Source organism: Rheinheimera sp. MMS21-TC3 (assembly GCF_032229285.1).
GTDB lineage: Bacteria > Pseudomonadota > Gammaproteobacteria > Enterobacterales > Alteromonadaceae > Alishewanella.
The window spans coordinates 1,997,695-2,017,816 of the sequence record NZ_CP135084.1 but is presented as its reverse complement, the minus strand read 5'-3'; the positions used below and the strand labels follow the sequence as shown (position 1 = coordinate 2,017,816).

The following is a 20,122-nucleotide window of genomic DNA, read 5'->3' as shown; positions in this document are numbered from 1 at the left end:
CTGGTTAAAATAACCATTTGTTGGAGCGACATTGTGCCTTTATTAGTAATTATTGGTTATGTTTGGCCAGAGCCAAAATCTTCAGCCGCTGGTTATCGTATGCTAAGCCTGATTGAATTGTTTATAGCCCAAGGTTGGCAAGTGATATTTGCCAGTGCAGCAGAAAAATCATTACAACGTGCAGATTTACAGGCTTTAGGTGTTAAAGAGCAACAAATTTTACTAAATGATGACAGTTTTGATCATTGGTTAAAGGGACTGTCTGTGCAAGCTGTAATGTTTGATCGTTTTATGCTGGAAGAGCAATTTGGTTGGCGAGTCGAGGCTAGCTGTCCACAGGCCTTGCGTATTTTAGATATGGAAGACATGCATTCACTTAGAGATGCACGTCATCAAGCCTATAAAGCTGGCCGTTTGTTGCAAAAGGAAGATTTAAACTCTGATATTGCTGTACGAGAAATTGCTGCTATTTACCGTTGTGATATTACTTTGGTTATTTCAGAGTATGAAATGCAATTATTACAGCAACATTTCGCTGTTCCTAAATCGTTGTTATGCTATTGCCCATTTTTTGTCGATACAAAAAACATTATAAAGCATACTGGTTTTGAGCAACGTCAACATTTTATTGCTATAGGTAATTTTCGTCATGCACCTAATTGGCAAGCAGTGTTATGGTTAAAACAAAGTATTTGGCCCTTAATTCGCAAGCAATTACCACAAAGTCACTTATATATTTACGGAGCCTATCCGCCGCCTAAAGCCACAGCATTACATAATGCAATGGAAGGTTTTTACGTCAAAGGATGGGCTGAAAATGTATCTGATGTTATGCAACAAGCAAAAGTGTGTTTGGCTCCGTTAGCTTTTGGTGCTGGGTTAAAGGGCAAACTATTAGATGCAATGCAATTTGGTACCCCTAGTGTGACCACTGACATTGGTGCTGAAGGGATGCAGTTAGCCGATAAATCATGGGCCGGACTAGTTGCCAATGATAATGCTGCTATTGCATCGGCGGCTGTTCAACTATACCAAGATTCTAGTTTGTGGATAGTGGCACAACAGCAAGGACGTTATATTTTAGAACAAAAGTTTTCAGCTGCTAAATTACAGCCAGTCATATGGCAACAAATCCAGCAGACTCTAGATAGCCTACAACTGCATAGAATGAACAATTTTACGGGTATTATGTTGCAACATCATGCTTATAGAAGCACTAAATTTATGGGGCAGTGGATTGAAGCTAAGAATCGCTTAGCAAAAAAGTAAAGGCCCTTAATGGCTTTACCGCCTCTACCAGTCTTGAAGAGGCGGCTTAAAGCAAACTAAATTGTAGTATTAAAGTTAACGCTAAAGGTTACCGGAACTAATTTACTGATAGCATTTAATTGCGCTAATTGCTGTAGTTTATCTACACCGGCGCTTAAGTTAGCAGTGTTTACATTCAATATTAATGGCGACTCTGTTGTTGCTTGAATGCTGCTAGCTGTTATTTTTAGTAATCGAATATTAGCCAGTAAATTAACTGTTTCCCCTGCGATATTAACGGCTATAGGTAAAGTAAGTAACATCGACTTACCAACTGCTAATGAAGCAATACTGTCAGGTTTTAACTCAGCTTGAACGGTAATTTCTGGATACTGTTTAGCTTTTAATACATAGTCAAGCATGCGTTGATTACGAATAGGAATATGAGTCTCTAAACTAGATACAGGGATTTGTATTTGCACACTTCCTTGATCAGACCAAGTACCTTTAAGGTTGCTAAATTGATGAGTTTCAGCAACAGTAGTATTTTTTATAGAAATAAAATTAAGGCTAGATTGCTCTGGGATAAGTTGCCAGCTTGCAGTAGATACAAAACTGCTAGTCATAGCGAGGATATATAATAATTTCTTCATTACTTGCTCCAAATAAAGTAGTGTATATAGCATAAAGCAAATAGTGATTTATACCAATGTATTAGCAGTCATTTGTTTGAGTATAGATTATCAGTTTAGCTAGTTTTAATAACATTCTAGGTACAGGAAAGTAATACCATGTCTATTCCAGCCAGTATGCAAGCAATAATTATTAAGCAACCAGGTCAAAACAGTTACTTAGAATGTGCTCAGATCGCAGTGCCAAAGATGAATGCGAATCAATTGCTAATTAAAGTTGCTGCAGCGGGAGTAAACCGTGCCGATTTAGTGCAACGTCAGGGGTTATATCCACCTCCTGCAGGTGAAAGTGATATTTTAGGTTTAGAAGTTGCTGGCACTGTAGTTGCCACTCCAGCTGAATTGCAGCACTGGATAGGTAAGCAGGTGTTTGGTTTAGTACCAGGTGGAGGCTACGCTGAATATGCGGTATTACATCATCAGCATGCGATTATAGTGCCTGAAGGCTATTCTATGATCGAAGCAGCTGCGACAGCTGAAGTATTCTTAACCGCTTATCAACTGCTAAGGTGGCATGGTCAATTATCAGTACAGCAGAAGGTGCTGATACATGCTGGCGCAAGCGGTGTAGGTACAGCTGCTATTCAATTAGCTAAGTTTTTTGATGCTATAGTTGCAGTTACTGCTAGCACCGATGAAAAATTAGCATTGTGTAGGCGGCTCGGAGCAGATATTCTTGTTAATTATAAGCAAGATAAATTTGAGGATGTGTTAGCTAAATGTTGGCCAGATGGTGCTGATCTTATACTTGATTCTGTAGCGGGTGATTACATTCATCGTAATATAGCAATACTGGGTTTAGATGCAAAAATAGTCATTTATGCCATGATGGGAGGGCGGCACTTACCCGAATTAGATTTAGTCCCTTTGTTTAAACAAAGAGGGCAATTAATTTTCTCTACTTTACGCAATCGTTCAGATGCTTATAAAGCCAATTTAACAAAAGACTTTATAAAAAATTGTGGTATAGCTTTAACCGAAAAAAAAATACAACCTATTATTTATAAAACCTTTAACTGGCAGCAAGCAGCTGATGCACACCAGTTAATGGCATCTAATCAAACTCAAGGGAAATTAGTATTAGAGTTTTAATCACCCTTGGAATAAGACAATTATATAGTGATACAGCAAAGCTGCTGTAAGTTATAGGTACAGGAATACATAAAGGTATGGCAATAGAGGTTATCGGTAAATCTAACTATACTAAGCAAGTTTTAGCGTTAATTGCTAAAATTTACGATAATACTGTTGTAGCGGACTCAGTTTATGAGCAAGCAATTCAGTGCTTTAGCGGAGTAGAGCTTAAACAAAAGCAACAGATTGGACTTGAACAGCAAGTTCAACTATTTGAAAGCAGACTTGCCCAAGGTTCAGCTAAAGATTCAGCTAGTTTTGAACGGCAATATCAGCAAGCTAAAGCAGAGTTAAAAGAGTTTAATCAGCAACTTAGTGAAGAGTCTTTTCAACGGTTTTCCTATTTAAAACAGATATGCATAACTATATTGCAGTTAACTAGGGGAGATTCTTCTGATGAAACCTTACAGCTAACGGCAAAAATGTTAGGGACCATCCAATTATCATCGCCTACCGAAGGTCGAAATGTTGCATTAATTAATCAAAAAAGTAAACATTTATATAAAGCAGTTTTAAGCTTACTATTACTTGATAAGTTATTGTTTGATAATGATATTTCTAATGAATATATTCTGCAGAGAGCTAAAGCTAAAGCAGGTGACTATAATGATTTTGATAGCTATCATCCATTTAGGGATGATGTTCAAATACCCTTATTAATGGCCGCAATTCTGCAAGATATAGGCAGCTGTCATCCAGAGGTTCAAAAAATTATTTATGGTAATGATGGTAAGGCAGATCCATTTCGGGTGATGGATAATGCAGAGCGAACCAGTATGTTACAGGTCAGTTATAGTCAAACTCTTAAATATGTCACCGAACAGTTAGAAGATAGCTATCAAGGCAATAGCAAAGTTGAGCGTAAAACCTTCATTGAAAATAGCCAGCAGCGAAAACTGTTTATGCAACAGTTATTAAAAGGTGCTATTAAAGCAGAAAGCGGTATAGGCAATTTATTAAAAATTCCCCAAGTTTATACCTCAGTTGTGTTGTCAACTAAACCAAATTTTGTATATGAAACACTGCCCAGGGTATCTTTAGTACTAGAGAAGGGGGTGGAGAAGGGAGTCTATAGTAATACAGCAGTCAAAAGTTTGCTGGCAATTACTGGCATTTTTCCTCAGGGCTTTGGTATTACTTATATTCCTAAAGATTCTGATGATCAAGATCTCGATCGTTACGAATATGCAATAGTGACAGGGCTTTACCCTAAAAACCTGCATGAGCCAGCCTGTCGAATGGTGACCCGAAACTTAACCTATAACGTTTCAGCACAAGGCTGTATTGTCAGTGTCGGTAATAATTTGTACTATCCTACCGCGAGAAAAAAACTTGCCGTAATAAGTCAGGAGCGTTTGCTAGAAATATTTAAATTACTTGTTTCTAATTATGAAGAACGTAAAAATATGTCTTTATTGCCAAAATGTTGGCATCCAGATGAGTATTTTTCTTATGTGAAAAATCAAAACTTATGGAATAGAGTAGTAATGCACCGGAATTAGGATGATGCTTTATATTCAGAATCGTCGTCGATAGTCGTCGGTTCTGGATAGACCATATTCTCTGGAGTATAGTCCCACAAATGTTCGTCTACTTCCGTTTCTGGTTCAACATCATCATCATAATGACTACTAACATAGCCTTGTGCCTTAGCGGCATCTTCATCGTGCATCTGTGCTAAAACGGTTGCTTCATCTACACGCGGATCTAAGGCTGCTGCTAAGGGGGATGAGACTAAATCGCCTGAGCCCATCTTAAATTGAGCAAGTTGTTGCTCCTCCATTAAACGTTTAGTCATTTTTAAGGTGTAATTAACATGAATTAGCCGTAAAAATAGCACTAAGGCGCTAGCGCTAATAAAGGCATAAAGCATATCAGGCCCCAAAATATGGATTAAACCTGATGCTATAAGAGGGCCAATACAAGCACCTAAACCAAAGGTTAATAATATGGTTGCAGATAAAGCAACGCGCTCATCTTGTTCAATATGCTGATTGGCAAAAGCACTTGCTATGGGATAAAGAGTAAAAGATAAAAAGCCATAACAAAAAGAGGTCAACATAAAAAAGGTTGAGTTTAAAGGTAAAATAGCCATGAGTAAGGTTAAAACAGCCAGTAGCGCAGCGTTAAAACGTAAAATACGGCTACGCGGGATCCTATCTGATAACTTACCCATAGGCCACTGGGCAAGTAAACCAGCTAAAATGGTGACTGACATAAATATTGTTATTTGCTCTGTAGGAAAACCTTTGCTGGCCATATAAGCGGGCGCTAAACCATAGAAAGCGCCTGCCATTAATCCAGCAACAGTTATAGCGGTTAAGGATTGTGGTACCTTTCGCCAAAAGGTCATTATTTTTAGCGGTGCAGGAAGTAGCGGTGCAGGGTGAATACGACTAGTCAGTGCTATAGGCACAATACAAAGAGAAGAAAACATACTAATGATAAGTAAAGGTGCTATGCCTAATTCTGGGAATTGCATTAGCATTAACTGCCCACCAATCATGCCAAGATAAGAAATTAACATATAAAAGGCAAAAACAGCACCACGTTGCGAGTTTTCTGCTTGTTCATTAAGCCAACTCTCTAACACCATATACTGGCACATCATAGCCATACCGACTAAGACGCGCAGCAATAACCAAACTTCTAAAGTATCAATCAAAACGTGTGACATAACACAAGCGCTAACAATAGCAGCGCAAGCAACAAAGGCACGAATATGGCCAACGCGAGAGATCAATTTATGGCCTAGCTTAGAGCCCAATACTAATCCTAAATAATAGCAAGACATCATAGCGCCAATCCAAGTTGAATCAACTTGGTTTTGAGCTAAGGATAAACCGAGATAGGTAGACAAAGAACCTTGTGCTATTAGCATAATCAAGGTTGTTAAAAACAAAGCACTAAAACTGCGATATGGACTAGACATTAGACTCCATTTATAAGAATAAATGTAGCAGCATAAGCTGCTACATTTTTCTTTTGTACTATTTTACTTTTTACTATTTTACACGCATACCGGCAACAGCGCCTTCATCGGGTGATAATATAAACAAGTCACTGCCACCAGGGCCAGCTGCTAATACCATGCCTTCAGAAAGTCCAAAGCGCATTTTACGGGCAGCAAGATTAGCTACCATTACTGTATATCTGCCTTCAAGTTGCGCAGGTTGATAAGCGGCTTTTATGCCGGCAAATACTTGGCGTACCTCACCTGCACCTATATCTAGCTGTAATCTAATTAACTTATCGGCACCTTCAACGGCTTCAGCTTTAATAATTTTAGCCACGCGTAAATCTATTTTAGCAAAATCCTCTATACTAATTGTTTCTGCAATAGGTTCACGCGCTGTCAATTTAGCTGTGTTGCTGGTTGTTGGTTTTACTTGAGCTGCTGCATAATCTGCACTAGGCTGTAGATTCTCTTTAGAATCATCAACCATAGCGGCAACTTTTGCTGGGTCGACCCGCTGCATTAAAGCTTTAAAGGGCTCAATTGCATGATCGACTAAGGGTTGTTGGTAATTATCCCAGCGCAGCTCGGTATTTAAAAACCGTTCTACTTCTACTGCCATTAAGGGTAGCACTGGTTTTAAATAATGCATTAATACTCTAAATAGATTAATTCCCATTGAGCACACATCATGAGCCTGTTGCTGTTTGGATTCATCTTTAACTAATACCCAAGGGGCTTTAGCATCAATATATTGGTTGGCTTTATCGGCTAAGGCCATAATGTCACGAATGGCACGGGCAAACTCGCGTTTTTCAAAGCTATTGGCAATACTAGAGCCAGCATCAGTAAACTCTTTTAGTAAGGCAGGCTCTGTAATCTTAGAGGATAATTTACCGTTATAGCGCTTGCTGATAAAACCAGCGCAGCGGCTAGCAATATTGACAACCTTACCGACTAAATCTGCATTCACTTTTTGGGTGAAGTCTTCAAGGTTTAAGTCTAAGTCTGTAATGCTAGAGGTAAGTTTAGAGGCAAAGTAATAGCGTAAATACTCTGGGTTTAAATGTTCTAAATAAGTACGGGCTTTAATAAAGGTACCGCGCGATTTAGACATTTTCGCACCATTGACCGTAACAAAACCGTGGGCCCAAACAGCATTGGGTTTACGTAAATCAGCGCCTTCTAAAATAGCCGGCCAAAATAAACTGTGAAAATAAATAATATCTTTACCAATAAAGTGATATACCTCAGCGTTAGAGTCAAGTTGCCAAAAGCTATCAAAGTCAATGCCTGTTCTATCGCAGAGGTTTTTAAAGCTAGCTAAATAACCAATAGGTGCATCAAGCCAAACATAGAAAAATTTACCTGGCGCGCGCGGGATCTCAAAACCAAAGTAGGGCGCATCACGACTGATATCCCACATTTGCAAACCATCTTTAAACCATTCTTGGAGCTTGTTAGCCATTTCTTCTTGTAAGCTGCCACTGCGGGTCCAGTCTTGCAACATTTGGCTAAAAACGGGTAAGTCAAAAAAGTAATGTTCGCTATCTTTTAAAATTGGCGTTGCGCCAGAAACGACAGAGCGAGCATTTTTAACTTCAGTGGGGCTATAAGTAGCTCCGCATACATCGCAACTATCACCATTTTGATCTAAGGCACCACATTTAGGGCAGTCTCCTTTAACAAAACGGTCGGGTAAAAACATGTTTTTTTGGGGATCATATAGTTGGCTAATAGTTTTACGCTTAATATAACCCTTTTCATCTAAGCGGTTATAAATCATAGTAGCTAATTCGCGATTTTCATCACTGTGTGTGGTGTGATAGTTATCAAAACCAATAGCAAAATCGGCAAAATCTGCTTGATGTTCAATTTTGGTTTGCTCAATCATTTGCTCAGGGGTTATCCCTTGCTGCTGAGCTTTAAGCATAATAGGGGTACCGTGAGCATCGTCGGCACAAACATAATAGCACTCATGGCCCCGAGCTTTTTGAAAGCGAGCCCAAATGTCGGTTTGAATATACTCAAGTAAATGGCCTAAATGAATAGGGCCATTGGCATAAGGTAGTGCGCTAGTAACTAGAATTTTTCGTATAGACATTAAATACTGCTCTTTTACATAAATAACTGAAAAAATTTGCCTAAATGATACACTAACCATCATTGCTTCGCATCTGCCATTGGGTAGAACAACCAAAAAAATCGTAATTAAATGACTTACAGGAAGGTGCTGATGTTTAACTGGTTTAAATCGTCTAAAACCACACCGCTTCCTGCTGCTTTGCAGCAGTTTTTTCAAAATTGGTTATTGCCTGACTCCGAAATTGCATTAGCTAGTTTGATTACCCAAGCGACCTTAATTAAAAATGAATTAACGCTAACCTTGGCTTTACCTTTAGCGTCAGTGCAGCCTATATTACAACAGGCGCTTATTGATGCCGGTAGTGAGGTTAGCTTAACCTTAAATTCAGACTATCAAGCACCTGCTGTTTTTAAACAGATTAAGCAAGTTATCTTAGTTGCTTCTGGCAAAGGCGGTGTAGGTAAGTCGACAACAGCTGTTAACTTAGCTTGTGCTTTAGCCTTAGATGGCGCTAAAGTGGGGTTATTAGATGCGGACATTTATGGTCCCTCTATTCCTACTATGCTGGGGTTGTCGGGCAATAAAATTACCTCTCCCGATAATAAATTAATGCAGCCTATGTTTGCTCATGGCGTGCACTTGCAGTCTATCGGTTTTTTAGTCGATGCTGAACAAGCATCAGTCTGGCGCGGGCCTATGGCCAGTAAAGCTTTAGAACAATTACTTAACGAAACTTTATGGCCAGAATTAGACTACTTAATTGTTGATATGCCGCCAGGCACAGGCGATATTCAATTAACCATGGCACAAAAACTACCTGTTACTGGTGCTGTTGTGGTGACCACACCGCAAGATGTCGCCTTAGCCGATGCTAAAAAAGCCATTAGTATGTTTAGGCAAGTTAAGATCCCTTTGTTGGGGTTAATAGAAAACATGAGTTTTTATCAATGCGGCAATTGTGGCGAGACAGATGATATATTTGGCACAAAAGGTGGGGTAGAGCTGGCTCAGCGTTATCAAGTTCAAGTATTAGGCCAATTACCATTGCAACGTGATATTCGAGAGCAGTCTGATTTAGGTATGCCGATTGTATTAAAAGATCAGCCTGTAGCTAAAATATATCGTACAATCAGCCAACAGCTACAATTCACGCTGTATCAACAACTTGAACAGCTACAAACTAGCCAAACAGAAATAATTATAACGGACGACTAAAATGAGACTGTGTGATCGTGATATTGAACAACATTTAGCACAAGGCAAAATTATTATTGAGCCAGCCCCTGATGCCAATATGATAAGTGGTGTCAGTGTAGATATTCGTTTAGGTAATAAGTTTCGTGTCTTTCAAGCTCATACCGCACCTTATATCGATTTAAGCGGGCCCAGAGATGAAGTTGATAAAGCGTTAAATAATGTAATGAGTGATGAGATTTATATTGCTGATGGTGAAAAATTTATTTTACATCCTGGTGAATTGGCATTAGCCATGACTTTAGAGTCAGTGACCTTGCCTGATAATATAGTTGGCTGGTTAGATGGTCGCTCATCTTTAGCCCGCTTAGGTTTAATGGTGCATGTGACTGCGCATAGAATAGATCCTGGTTGGTCGGGAAATATTGTTTTAGAGTTTATTAATAGTGGTAAATTACCTTTAGCGCTGCGGCCTAAAATGAAAATAGGTGCGCTTAACTTTGAGTTAATGACAGGTTCAGCCGATAGACCTTATAACAAAAGGCTTGATGCTAAATATCAACAACAAAGCGGTGCTGTTGCCAGCCGCATAGGTCATGATGATAAAAGTTAAATTAAATTTTATCGATAACTGGCTGTAGGTTTATCATTAAAATAATTTGCAACTGGTTATAGTTTACACCGTTTTAAGGATGCAATATGAAACTATTTGGTTCACAAACGTCACCTTATGTCAGACGGATCCGTTTAGCGCTAGCTGATAAACCTTTTCAGTTAATTATGCTAAATATTTTTGATGGTCCAGATCGTGCTACTTTAATTAAATACAATCCAGCACGTAAAGTACCAATGCTTCTAGATGGTGAACAGATTGTTTTCGACTCTGGTGTCATTTATCGCTATATTGCCGAAAAATTTAGTTGGCCAAAGTTAAGTTGGCAACAAGAAAATCAACTTACAATTATTAATGCTGCTAATGATTCAATGATTGAGCTATTACTCTGTAAGCGTTCAGGATTTGATATTGACCCCAATAAGTTGTTTTATAGTTTACAGCATGAGCGGATAGAAGGTGCTTTTAAGGTACTTGAACAGCAAGTAAGTGCGGGACAATTTAATCAGTGGCATTATCCTGCAATCGCTTTATTTTGCTTATTAGACTGGGCTTTATATCGTGAATTAATTTCATTACAAGCCTTTACACATTTAAAGCAGTTTCATCAGCAACATCTGCAACAGCCTGGTGTGGCTAAGAGTGATCCCAGACTAGGCTAGTTACAAATAAATCTATCTTTTAAAGGCACTCATAGTACTGATAATAAGTGCCTTTAATTGTGTTGCGAGCGTTGTAAAACCTCAGGCTCTATTAATACACTTTGTTGGTCATTAGATAACCAAATTTGGCCTTCACTAATATTGCATTGTAACACCATATTTCGACTGACTAATTGCGCCATCTCAGTTACTGCAGTTTCAGGTATATTAAAAACAGTTAAATTTTGATAGCGGGCTAAGCTTTGCTCGTTGTTTTTCCACCAAATTGGTACACTGCGGCCACCGTAACAAAATAACTGTACTTGCTTAGCTCGACCACTGGCTTTACGAAGCCACTTCTCTTCACTTTGACCAAACTCAACCCAAAGCGCAATGTCGCCATTTAAATCTTTATCCCAAAGCTCAGGTTCATCATCTTCGCTGCTTAAGCCTTTGGTAAAGGCAATGTTTTCGCTAGCGTTAATGGCAAAAGCCAAGAGCCTAACCATCATACGTTGGTCATTTTCTGATGGATGCTGAGCTAAGGTAAATTGATGATCTTGATAATAATGTCGATCCATATCAGCTATTTGTAGCTGCACTTTAAAGATGGTTGCTTTTAAAGCCATACTTTAACCTTAATAATCAATCTGACCGCAGAGTGTACCGCGAAGCTTAGGCTGGCTCAAACAGTAGTGAGTATTTGTTTACTAAGCTGGAGGCACTAATAGGCAAATTAAGCTAATAAAATATAAAGGGCTGCCTGCTGTTAAAGCTCATGTTAAAATAATATTATTATTTTAAGTGCGCATTAATTTAAGTTTTGTTTAAATTAAGTCTAACACTAGTAACTTTTATGAAGGACAACAATGAAAAGATTATTTTTACCTGCTGTTATAGGGTTAATGTTACAAACACCCGTGATGGCAGATACTCTTATTACAGAGGCTAACTTAGCTAAAATTAAAACAGTAATGCCTAAATTATCAGCATTAAAGTCGGCTTATGAAGATGTAGATGAGCAAGATATGGTGCTAGAGCAACATTGCAACTGGCAAAAGCAGTATGAAGCGCTTAAGGCGCAACAAGCCAATACTCGCTATGTAACAGAAGTTGAGCAGATTTTAGCTGAAAATGATTTAAAACCAGCAGAATTTTTAGAGTTAACGTTAAAGATGTCATGGCCAATGCTTAAAATGACCCAACAATCACTCGCTATGCTGGCAGAAAATAAGCAGCCAGGTATGGAAGAAGCGTTACAAAAAAGTTCGGTTTTACTTAATGTCATAACTAATTGTATTACTAATGAAGATAAGCAGGCTTTAGACAAGCTGCAGCAACGCATAAATCAGCCTATATCAGGTATGTCTGATGCTGTTGACTAATGAGTCATCTTTTAACAAAGGATTGATTAATAGCATAGTATTAACCTTGTAGCTGGCTTTTGATGTAATAAAGCTTTAGTGCTATTTAAAGATAACTTTACATAGCTAGGATAAGGTCTTATAACTGAGGTTACAGCAAGCCTTGCTCATGGAGGAAGTATGTTAACTAGAAATGATAACCGCAATTATTTTCGGATGATGGTAAATGCTAGCGTTAAGCTAATGATTAATCATCCTGAAGTAGGCCGAGCAATAGAAGGAATATGTAGAGATCTAAGCGCATCGGGTATGGCGGTAGACGTTGATGAACCACTCGAAATGGGTACTCTTATTAATGTTAGCCTTGAATCACCTAATGCAAGTGTGCCACCACTAGATGCAACGGCTAAAGTAATGCGTTGTAGTCAAGAACATGAAGACAGTTATCAGCTAGGTTTAGCTTTTATTGAAATGAATTAATAATTAATGCCAGTTATTACACTGGCATTATAATACCAATTAACGGCAACCACGCGGCATACGCTGGTTAATGTTGCCAATATATTGTTGCCAAATATATAATGGGGTTTCACCACTACCTGAGGCCGTAACTTTTGGTTGTTTAGGTTTAGCCGCTGCTGTAGTAGGCTTAGTTTTCGCTTTAGTCGCAGCTTTTTTAGCCGGCTTGTCGGCTTTAACACTGGTTTTATCTGCCGCTGAAGCTTCTTTACTATAACTTTTACCCAGTTGATCTAGCTCAGCTAAACGCATATTTTTACTGCCATCAACACTATACCAACCTGGCTTCTCTTCAATTTTAGGTGCTTTACCAAAAGCAGCTTTATAAGCAGAAGTAAATTCAGCAAGTACTTTCGCTTTATCTAATGTTGTCATAATAATCCTTAGATGATGCTCATTGAAATGGGTGAATAGCTATTTATACAACATTTAACCAGAATAGTACAAATCCACCTGTTTTATTTTACCATTACAGTACAATATCATTATTAAATTTATAAGAAGATAGATGACTATGTTTGATCGAAATCAACTAATTGACTTTTTACAAGCTGAATTGCAAACCGATAGAATTAAAGATTATTGCCCAAACGGCTTACAAGTTGAAGGTAAGCAATATATTAAGAAGATTGTCACAGGGGTGACAGCAAGCCAAGCTTTGATTGATGCTGCCATAAGTGCCAAGGCCGATGCTATTTTAGTTCACCATGGATACTTTTGGAAAGGTGAAGCTGTCGAAATTACCGGCATGAAAAAGCGCCGCCTACAAAGTTTGCTACAGCATGATATTAATTTGTTGGCTTATCATTTACCGCTTGATGTGCATCCAACCTTAGGTAATAACGCTCAGCTGGGAAAATTAATGCAATTGCAAAATATTATGCCTCTGCCGGTCTTAGAGCCAAAAGGGATTGTAATGCAAGGAAATTTTGCTACAGAGCAAACAGCAAGCCAAGTCCAGCTGCAACTAGAGCAATTATTACAAAGAAAGGTATTATTGCATCAAGGTGGCAATAGTAAAATTACTAAGGTAGCTTGGTGTACAGGTGGTGGCCAAGGTTATATCGAGCAAGCAGTGACAGCAGGTGCGCAATTATTTATAACCGGCGAAGTCTCTGAGCAAACTATTCATGTTTCCCGTGAGCTAGGTATTCATTTTATTGCGGCTGGCCATCATGCAACCGAACGTTATGGTATTAAAGCTTTAGGTGAATATGTAGCAAAACATTTTGCTGTCGAAGTTGAATTTATTGACATAGATAATCCAGCCTAATGCAAAAGTCTGATCGTAATTTTGACAATATTGCAGCTAAGTTTAGCCGTAATATCTATGACACTACTAAAGGTAAAATTCGCCAGCAGGTGTTAATACGCGATCTGGGTCAGCTAGCTGTCTTGCAGCAACCTTGTCGTATTTTGGATGTAGGTGCAGGGCAGGGCCAAATAGCTTTACACCTAGCCGCTTTAGGGCACCAAGTGTTATTAACAGATATTTCTGCTGAAATGTTAGCTATAGCCCAGAAAACCGCTGCTAAATTAAATTTAACAGCAGAGTTTCAACAAGTTTCTTTATCAGAGCTAGTGCTGCAGCATCAACAGAGATATCAAATAATTTTATGCCACGCTATGTTGGAATGGTTGGCTGAGCCACAGTTAGCTATCGCCCAACTAAAGAAGCTATTAGCACCGGGCGGTATCGTATCGTTAATGTTTTATAATAAAGACGCTAAACGCTTAAGTAACATTATCTATGGTAATTTTGCTTATGTAGCTGCTGATATGCAGGTAAAAAAGAAAGTGCGGTTAAGTCCACAAAGTCCGTTACAGCCTAATGAGGTGCTTTCTTGGTGTCAGGAAGCGGGCTTAAAGTTAATTACCAAAACAGGGGTGCGTTGTTTTCATGATTATTTACGAAATCCTGAGCAGCAGCAGACTGAATTTGAGCAGCTATTAGCTTTAGAGCTAGAGTACAATCAGATTGAACCTTATGCTTCACTGGGACGCTATCAGCACTTTTTGTTACAAGCTTAAAGTCTCATAAAACCGCATAAAATTACAGGCTAAACATAAATACTAAGCTGGCAATAGTGTAACCAGCTTAGTCGAATTCAAACTTATATAATAAATCTACGGTATTATCTAAGCCTGAAACGGATTCAAGGTATAGCCGACGCATAATACGATAGCGTAGGGTAAATTCGCCAATGGCATTAAAGATGCCATAACCATACTTTAACTCTAAATCGCGAGATAAATGGCCGCTAACTGTTACTTGTGAATTATTTCCGGCACCTGCTGTATCTAAGCTTAAATCATTAATACCAAAGGCGGCGCCAATATTACCAACCAATTTACTGCTAGAGGCGATGCTCATTCCGATTAAACTTGTAGTCAGCGCATCAGCTGCGCTACCCGAGTCACTGCCAATATCTCGGCCTGTCAGTAAATAAGATAAAGCGTTAGCTTGTGGTTTGCCTGGCTCAGAGAAGATAGTCACTAGAGGCTCATCGGCTGGTCCTACAACTTTAATCCCAGCGATCACATCATCTTCGGTACTCTCTGGATTTCTGATTGCTTCAATATCTAAATAGGGCTGATCGGCTGGGCCATTAAATTTTAACTTGCCACGTCTAATTAATAAATCTTGGCCATAAGAGCGAAAAGTACCGTCAATTAATGCCACTTCACCATAAATTTGTGGCCCTTTGTCTTGTTGTCTTACTGCGAGTTCACCGGATAGTTTAGTCACTAAGCCAAAGGCTTGTAATTTCACATTATTGCTTAATATGACTTTTATGTCAGTGTGAATAGGGATAGGCGCGGTATTAGTACGCTCTATAGCTAAGCCTTGTTCGTCAAGTAGCACAGTGTCACTAGAAATAGCCACAGCACTTTGTGGTAAGTCGTCAATACTGATATTGGCGTTGGGTACTTCAACCACACCAGTAATAAGAGTTAATTTAGGCGTAATATCTAAAGTCAGGTTTGGTTTTACTTTTAAGCTAATATTAGGCATTTGTAGGCTAAGCGCATCGCCTGCTAGCTGCATAGTCGCATGCCAGTCGTTTATATCTTGCCAGTTAGCTTTGCCGGTTAATGCTATTTGGCCATCAAGGGTATCAAGCTGGCCTTCAATGGCTGCTGTTTCACCAAGAAAAGTTAAATTAATAGAACCGTTCTCAATGGTTGTTGGCGCACCTTTGCCAGTAATTTTAATATTAGCAATACTAAAATTACCACTTAATTCAGGTGCAGCCAATAAACCAGTAAAACGCAATTGGCTATTCACTTCTGCACTAACATCGCTGCTGCTATCAAATAGTGGTTGTAAAAAGTCTAAGCTAAACTCGCTGATATTAAGTGAAGCTTCAACTTTACGATCGGTTTGCATTAGATCGGAAATAACCGCCATAGCGTGCAGTTTAGCTTTATCGGTGAAGCTGATATCTAGCTTAGTATTTAATTGCTCAGCGCTATCGAGTTGCAGTAAAAAACTTTGCCAAGGTATATTAATAGCCTCGGTATCATTGATGGTGGTGCTGCCATTTTCACCTTTTACGGTTAAGGTTACTTTAGCGGCAGTGTTTTGCTGCCAACTAGCACTGGCTTTTGCTTCTAATTTGCCGGTGGTTGTCATGCTAATAGGTAGTAAGGGATCTAATGTGGCTAGTTCAAATTGATTTAAAGATAGTACAAATTGGCCTTGTTCAGCGCTAATGTTGGCCGTCTTGTCTAAACATAAGCGGGTTGTTTGCTGTTGCCAGCAATGCTGGGAAATAGTGACTTGTTGCTCTGAAATAGCATATTGAATAGGGGCAGCTTGCTGTAATTGCCACTGACCTTGAATGCTACTTAAGGTGGCGTGCTTTAATTTGCCTTGCCATATATTAGCGGCTGTTAGCTGGCCTGATAGCTCGACATCTGCTTGACCAAGGCTGCTAAGTAATTGAATATCTGCAGCATGCTGCTGTTCATTACCTTGTAGCTTAATGGTTAATTGTTCTAAAGTATGCTGTTGGAATCGGCCTTGTTTTGCTTCTAGGTTTATATCAGCTGTTATGCTATCTGCCCACTTTATGTTGCTATCAAGTTGTAGTAGATCTAAAGCAAACTGCTGATAACGAATATCTGTCGCTTTAATAGCGGCCACTATTGTTGGGGTGAGCTTAGCGCCTGATATGATAGCTTTGCCATTAAGCTTACCCTTAGCATTGGCAATCGACTTGCTTAAATCGGGGATCTGTATTGCCGCTGTTAATTGCCAGTGCTTTGCTAAACCACCGCTAAAAATAATACTGTTATCGCCATGAATTAAACTAAGCGTTTTGCTATTAAAACTAACGCTATTGAGCAATTGTTTTGCAGTTGGCGTGGTGAGGTTATTATTTAGGCTAGTATCGCCTTGAGCCTGTAGATCACCTTGTAAAGTAAAAGGTAAATCACGGATAGCACCGCTAATATCTAAGGTTGAAATATCTAATAACCAATTACCTTGTGCGGTTAATTTACCTTGATGGCTTAGTTGGCCGCTAATACGCCCAGGATAATCTTGTAGCAGAATACCTAAGTCAATTTTTTTAAACTGGATCTGACTATGCCATTGTAAATCTTGCTGCCAATCAACCTTTGCTGTTAATTCAGTTTTACCCGCTAATCCGTTAATAATAAGTTTATTTATTTGCGCATTCTTGGGTGTCACTGTGGCGGTTAAGGCAAGATTACCCGCAGGTATATTGGTTAGCTTATAGTCGGTATTTGCTAAGAGTTGTAGCTGCTGTAAATCACCAGTGATATTTAACTTAGTAGCTTTAATTGTAAGCTTAGTTTGGTCATCTAAATTAATAATATTAGGTGCTGCAGCGGTTAACTTGGCAGTTATAGGTAAGTTATCGGTCAATAATGCAATTTTGGCGTCTAATTGCGCCTGGATATTATTGGTTGCAATGGCATTAATGGTTAAATCAGCAAAATCTCCCTCAAGGTTAATACGCAGCTTTTGCTGAGCCAGTGGCTCGTCAAGCAGTACTAGTTCCACTTTTGCCTTAATAGGGTAATTATCTTTTAACGTTAGTTGTAGATTAGCTTCAGCAGTCACTTGTGGGTGTTGTAGCTGTAAATGGGTCAAGTTAATGTGCTGTTTTTGGGCCTGAATAGCAAACTGTAAAAAGGGAAGATGCTGCGCTGTTGCGGTGTGTAAGGTGAAATCAGTTAAGGTAAACTGGCTAATATATATTGCTAGCGGCAGGCTTATATCTTCTAACTGTAAAGCTTGGTAACTAAATGGTTCGGTAGTACTAGTGTGCATAGTTGAGGTGTTTAAATCTGCTGCAGCTGGGGTTAGATTAACTTGCTGCCACTCTACTTCATCAAGTTGCACTTTAGCGCCCCAAGCATCAACTTTAGCACTAAAGTGTTGCCAATTAAGTTGATGACCATCTAATAAAATGTTGCCGTTAGTAATGGCCAGCTTTTTAACGGTTACTGGTATGGGTATAAATATAGCTTGGTTGTTACTTGCAGGCTCAGTAGTGCTTTCTGCGGTTGTCAGCTGTAGTGTTATGCCATCAACAAGTAGCTGATTAATACATACTTTGCCGCTGAGTAAGCAGCTGGTTTGCAAATCAAAGTCTAGTTGTGTTAACGCTAGGCTATTATGCTCATCTTGTTGCCATTGTACATTTTTTAGCTGTAACTCTCCTAATAAATAGCCAGAGCTTGAGGCAATGGTTAATTCAGGAACCACCTTCTTAGCAAGCCAAACGGAAAAATTTAAACCTAGCTGAGTAAAAAGCAGCACATACAATAATAATGCTATCACTAAAAAAGGTATAAGTAGCGTAAAATTTAACCACTTTAAACCACGACGCCAATTCATATTTCTGGTCCTAATGAAAAGTGTAATTGAAATGCACTGCCATCTGGGCCATCTAAACCAAAGGCGAAATCTAAACGAATAGGGCCGACGGGGGAAGCCCAGCGCAGGCCAAGACCAACCCCTCTTTTCCAGTCAGGCGTATTATTCCAAGCACTACCATAATCAACAAAAGTGGCTAGCCACCAGTTGTTTTTAATATTGTATTGATATTCTAAAGATGCCGTTGCCATATAACGGCCACCTATTAACTTACCGTCTTCATCAAGGGGAGAGACCGACTCGTAGGAGTAGCCGCGCAGATTATCGACACCACCCGCAAAAAAACGTAAAGAAGGGGATAAATTATCAACTTGCTCAAATAATACTGCGCCAGCATCGGCACGAGCAACAAATCTATGCCTGCTAGATACTGTTGTAATCCAACCGACACGGCTGCGTAAGCGGATAAAGCTTAAATCAGATAACCAAGCAGGATCAGAAACTTCCATGCTAATTAGCAACCGGTCAGCCGAGGTAGGCATTCTAGTTTTAGCTTGATTGCTGCGACTACGGCTGTAGCTTAAACCTGGCATAATCAAATTAGAGTTACCGGTATTATCAGCTTGCTTATAGTCTTCAGTTAGCCAGCGTAATGACACAGTGCGATACCAGTCACTCTTTAATAACCAATGCCGTTCAACTACTAAATTAGACTCACGACTTTGGGTGTCTTTATTATCTTTATTTTTTAAACCAAATTGAATTTGATAAAAATCGGTACTTACTGATTCCAGTGGAATTTTATAACTAGCTTCAATAGTTTGTTCGATTTGCGAGACTTGCAGTTTACTGTTTAGGCTATGACCGGCGCTATTTAACCAAGGTTTTAACCAGTTTAATTGAAAACGGGCTCCGACATCATCTGAATAACCTATACCGGTTTCAATGATATTGCGCTTTTGTGGCTCAAGGCTAACATTTAATGGAATAACTTTATTGTTTACATTATCGGCATCAGCTTCCACTAAGATGGATGAAAACCAGCCAGTAGCAGATAAGTCTTGATTAAATTTACCTAATAAACTTGCTCTATAAGGTGTACCAGGTGTAAAGGGCACAAGAGAGTGCAAGCGTTTGGCATCAATTTGCTGGCTAGGAAAATTCACTTTGCCCAGTTTATAACGCTGGCCAGAATCAAAATGTAAGTGAATATAAGCCTCATTACGTGAGGGAGAAATAGCTAACTTACTTTGGCTAAAGCTAGCATCAAAATACCCTTTACGAATTGCTAAGCTATTTAAGGCCGATTTAAGGCTATCATAGCGGCCATGATGCAATGCATCACCGACTTTAGGTGCATCTTTATTAATAATGGCTAAAAACTCGTTATCCTGTTGTGCTTCGCCACGTAATTGAATATCGGCTAGAGCAATTTTAACTTGTTCACCTGGGATAATTGTAATAAGCAAGTTGGATTTATTAGTATCAGCAACAGTAAAAGTAAGGCTACTGTTATAATAGCCTAGTGCCTGAAGGGCGGTTGTAATTTCACGCTCTAATTGGGCCTGTAATCGAATGGAACTGGGGCCTTGTTGTAGTGAAATAGGTTTTATATATAATTCAATATTGTCTTTTAAGTCACCTTTAACACCACTTAATTTAATGCTGGTTGAGTCGGCCACTACAGGCCAACTGCAGAGCGTTAATAAAATTAAATAGATAAATAGAGCAACAGGCTTAAACATCAAAGTAAGCAGATATCCTATGGTTAAGTATGCTTGAAAAATTAAACTGGTATCACGCACCATTATGAACCAGAGT

The 20,122-nt window shown here is 39.1% G+C and carries 17 protein-coding genes; 10 read left to right on the top strand and 7 right to left on the bottom strand.

Features of this window, described 5'->3' with window-relative positions:
• Positions 1-33: 33 nt before the first annotated feature.
• Entirely contained in the window at positions 34-1,269 is a 1,236-nt protein-coding gene (locus RDV63_RS09880; RefSeq protein WP_313909332.1) for a glycosyltransferase family 4 protein, read from the top strand.
• 56 nt (positions 1,270-1,325) lie between these two features.
• On the opposite strand, the gene RDV63_RS09875 is transcribed toward RDV63_RS09880, so the two are convergent.
• Positions 1,326-1,901 carry a YceI family protein gene (locus RDV63_RS09875; protein WP_313909331.1) on the bottom strand — a complete coding sequence of 192 codons (576 nt, stop codon included), beginning with the start codon at positions 1,899-1,901 and terminating at the stop codon, positions 1,326-1,328.
• A gap of 138 nt (positions 1,902-2,039) precedes the next feature.
• Between RDV63_RS09875 and RDV63_RS09870 the strand changes: the two genes are divergently transcribed.
• Together RDV63_RS09870 and RDV63_RS09865 are read left to right on the top strand one after the other, a co-directional pair.
• Positions 2,040-3,032 carry an NAD(P)H-quinone oxidoreductase gene (locus tag RDV63_RS09870; RefSeq protein ID WP_313909330.1) on the top strand — a complete coding sequence of 331 codons (993 nt, stop codon included), beginning with the start codon at positions 2,040-2,042 and terminating at the stop codon, positions 3,030-3,032.
• A gap of 77 nt (positions 3,033-3,109) precedes the next feature.
• Positions 3,110-4,576: a hypothetical protein gene (locus RDV63_RS09865; protein WP_313909329.1), complete on the top strand. Its 1,467-nt coding sequence runs from the start codon at positions 3,110-3,112 to the stop codon at positions 4,574-4,576.
• Here the strand turns inward: RDV63_RS09865 and RDV63_RS09860 are convergent.
• Together RDV63_RS09860 and metG are read right to left on the bottom strand one after the other, a co-directional pair.
• The gene (locus RDV63_RS09860; RefSeq protein ID WP_313909328.1) at positions 4,573-6,006 is read right to left on the bottom strand and encodes an MFS transporter; all 1,434 of its coding nucleotides are present in this window, start codon (positions 6,004-6,006) and stop codon (positions 4,573-4,575) included. The genes RDV63_RS09865 and RDV63_RS09860 overlap by 4 nt on opposite strands.
• Before the next feature lie 73 nt (positions 6,007-6,079).
• A complete protein-coding gene (gene metG / locus RDV63_RS09855) occupies positions 6,080-8,134 on the bottom strand; it encodes a methionine--tRNA ligase (protein ID WP_313909327.1) in 2,055 nt (684 codons plus the stop codon).
• Between the two features lie 132 nt (positions 8,135-8,266).
• Here metG and apbC point away from each other — a divergent pair, with 132 nt between their 5' ends.
• The 3 genes from apbC to RDV63_RS09840 all read left to right on the top strand — a co-directional run bounded on the left by apbC (position 8,267) and on the right by RDV63_RS09840 (position 10,585).
• Positions 8,267-9,331: an iron-sulfur cluster carrier protein ApbC gene (gene apbC, locus RDV63_RS09850; protein ID WP_313909326.1), complete on the top strand. Its 1,065-nt coding sequence runs from the start codon at positions 8,267-8,269 to the stop codon at positions 9,329-9,331.
• 1 nt (position 9,332) lies between these two features.
• Positions 9,333-9,923 (top strand): dCTP deaminase, encoded by a 591-nt coding sequence (gene dcd, locus RDV63_RS09845; RefSeq protein ID WP_313909325.1) that lies wholly within the window; start codon positions 9,333-9,335, stop codon positions 9,921-9,923.
• 86 nt (positions 9,924-10,009) lie between these two features.
• The gene (locus RDV63_RS09840; RefSeq protein WP_313909324.1) at positions 10,010-10,585 is read left to right on the top strand and encodes a glutathione S-transferase family protein; all 576 of its coding nucleotides are present in this window, start codon (positions 10,010-10,012) and stop codon (positions 10,583-10,585) included.
• Between the two features lie 53 nt (positions 10,586-10,638).
• On the opposite strand, the gene RDV63_RS09835 is transcribed toward RDV63_RS09840, so the two are convergent.
• Complete coding sequence (locus RDV63_RS09835; RefSeq protein ID WP_313909323.1) at positions 10,639-11,193, bottom strand: YaeQ family protein; 555 nt, start codon at positions 11,191-11,193, stop codon at positions 10,639-10,641.
• 240 nt (positions 11,194-11,433) lie between these two features.
• On the opposite strand from RDV63_RS09835, the gene RDV63_RS09830 reads away from it, so the two are divergent.
• A complete protein-coding gene (locus RDV63_RS09830; protein ID WP_313909322.1) occupies positions 11,434-11,949 on the top strand; it encodes a hypothetical protein in 516 nt (171 codons plus the stop codon).
• A gap of 159 nt (positions 11,950-12,108) precedes the next feature.
• A complete protein-coding gene (locus tag RDV63_RS09825) occupies positions 12,109-12,408 on the top strand; it encodes a PilZ domain-containing protein (protein ID WP_313909321.1) in 300 nt (99 codons plus the stop codon).
• A 39-nt stretch (positions 12,409-12,447) separates the two neighbouring features.
• On the opposite strand, the gene RDV63_RS09820 is transcribed toward RDV63_RS09825, so the two are convergent.
• Positions 12,448-12,822: a hypothetical protein gene (locus RDV63_RS09820; RefSeq protein ID WP_313909320.1), complete on the bottom strand. Its 375-nt coding sequence runs from the start codon at positions 12,820-12,822 to the stop codon at positions 12,448-12,450.
• 139 nt (positions 12,823-12,961) lie between these two features.
• Here RDV63_RS09820 and RDV63_RS09815 point away from each other — a divergent pair, with 139 nt between their 5' ends.
• Positions 12,962-13,720 (top strand): Nif3-like dinuclear metal center hexameric protein, encoded by a 759-nt coding sequence (locus RDV63_RS09815; protein WP_313910405.1) that lies wholly within the window; start codon positions 12,962-12,964, stop codon positions 13,718-13,720.
• Positions 13,720-14,478: a methyltransferase domain-containing protein gene (locus RDV63_RS09810; protein ID WP_313909319.1), complete on the top strand. Its 759-nt coding sequence runs from the start codon at positions 13,720-13,722 to the stop codon at positions 14,476-14,478. Before RDV63_RS09815 ends, RDV63_RS09810 begins: the two co-directional genes overlap by 1 nt.
• A gap of 67 nt (positions 14,479-14,545) precedes the next feature.
• Here RDV63_RS09810 and RDV63_RS09805 read toward each other — a convergent pair whose 3' ends face one another.
• Both RDV63_RS09805 and RDV63_RS09800 read right to left on the bottom strand, forming a co-directional pair.
• On the bottom strand, positions 14,546-18,322 hold the full coding sequence (locus RDV63_RS09805) for a translocation/assembly module TamB domain-containing protein (RefSeq protein ID WP_313909318.1): 3,777 nt from the start codon (positions 18,320-18,322) through the stop codon (positions 14,546-14,548).
• Positions 18,319-20,046, bottom strand: coding sequence for an autotransporter assembly complex family protein (locus RDV63_RS09800; protein ID WP_313909317.1), 1,728 nt, complete (start codon positions 20,044-20,046; stop codon positions 18,319-18,321). Before RDV63_RS09800 ends, RDV63_RS09805 begins: the two co-directional genes overlap by 4 nt.
• Positions 20,047-20,122 lie beyond the last annotated feature (76 nt).

What these genes read in the sequence shown, in the direction of transcription:
- RDV63_RS09810 (WP_313909319.1), top strand. Translation starts at nt 13,720, where the DNA reads ATGCAAAAGTCTGATCGTAATTTTGACAATATTGCAGCTAAGTTTAGC.
- RDV63_RS09820 (WP_313909320.1), bottom strand. Translation starts at nt 12,822, where the DNA reads ATGACAACATTAGATAAAGCGAAAGTACTTGCTGAATTTACTTCTGCT.
- apbC (WP_313909326.1), top strand. Translation starts at nt 8,267, where the DNA reads ATGTTTAACTGGTTTAAATCGTCTAAAACCACACCGCTTCCTGCTGCT.
- dcd (WP_313909325.1), top strand. Translation starts at nt 9,333, where the DNA reads ATGAGACTGTGTGATCGTGATATTGAACAACATTTAGCACAAGGCAAA.
- RDV63_RS09870 (WP_313909330.1), top strand. Translation starts at nt 2,040, where the DNA reads ATGTCTATTCCAGCCAGTATGCAAGCAATAATTATTAAGCAACCAGGT.
- RDV63_RS09825 (WP_313909321.1), top strand. Translation starts at nt 12,109, where the DNA reads ATGTTAACTAGAAATGATAACCGCAATTATTTTCGGATGATGGTAAAT.
- RDV63_RS09815 (WP_313910405.1), top strand. Translation starts at nt 12,962, where the DNA reads ATGTTTGATCGAAATCAACTAATTGACTTTTTACAAGCTGAATTGCAA.
- RDV63_RS09865 (WP_313909329.1), top strand. Translation starts at nt 3,110, where the DNA reads ATGGCAATAGAGGTTATCGGTAAATCTAACTATACTAAGCAAGTTTTA.
- RDV63_RS09835 (WP_313909323.1), bottom strand. Translation starts at nt 11,193, where the DNA reads ATGGCTTTAAAAGCAACCATCTTTAAAGTGCAGCTACAAATAGCTGAT.
- RDV63_RS09840 (WP_313909324.1), top strand. Translation starts at nt 10,010, where the DNA reads ATGAAACTATTTGGTTCACAAACGTCACCTTATGTCAGACGGATCCGT.
- RDV63_RS09830 (WP_313909322.1), top strand. Translation starts at nt 11,434, where the DNA reads ATGAAAAGATTATTTTTACCTGCTGTTATAGGGTTAATGTTACAAACA.
- RDV63_RS09860 (WP_313909328.1), bottom strand. Translation starts at nt 6,006, where the DNA reads ATGTCTAGTCCATATCGCAGTTTTAGTGCTTTGTTTTTAACAACCTTG.
- metG (WP_313909327.1), bottom strand. Translation starts at nt 8,134, where the DNA reads ATGTCTATACGAAAAATTCTAGTTACTAGCGCACTACCTTATGCCAAT.
- RDV63_RS09875 (WP_313909331.1), bottom strand. Translation starts at nt 1,901, where the DNA reads ATGAAGAAATTATTATATATCCTCGCTATGACTAGCAGTTTTGTATCT.
- RDV63_RS09805 (WP_313909318.1), bottom strand. Translation starts at nt 18,322, where the DNA reads ATGAATTGGCGTCGTGGTTTAAAGTGGTTAAATTTTACGCTACTTATA.
- RDV63_RS09800 (WP_313909317.1), bottom strand. Translation starts at nt 20,046, where the DNA reads ATGTTTAAGCCTGTTGCTCTATTTATCTATTTAATTTTATTAACGCTC.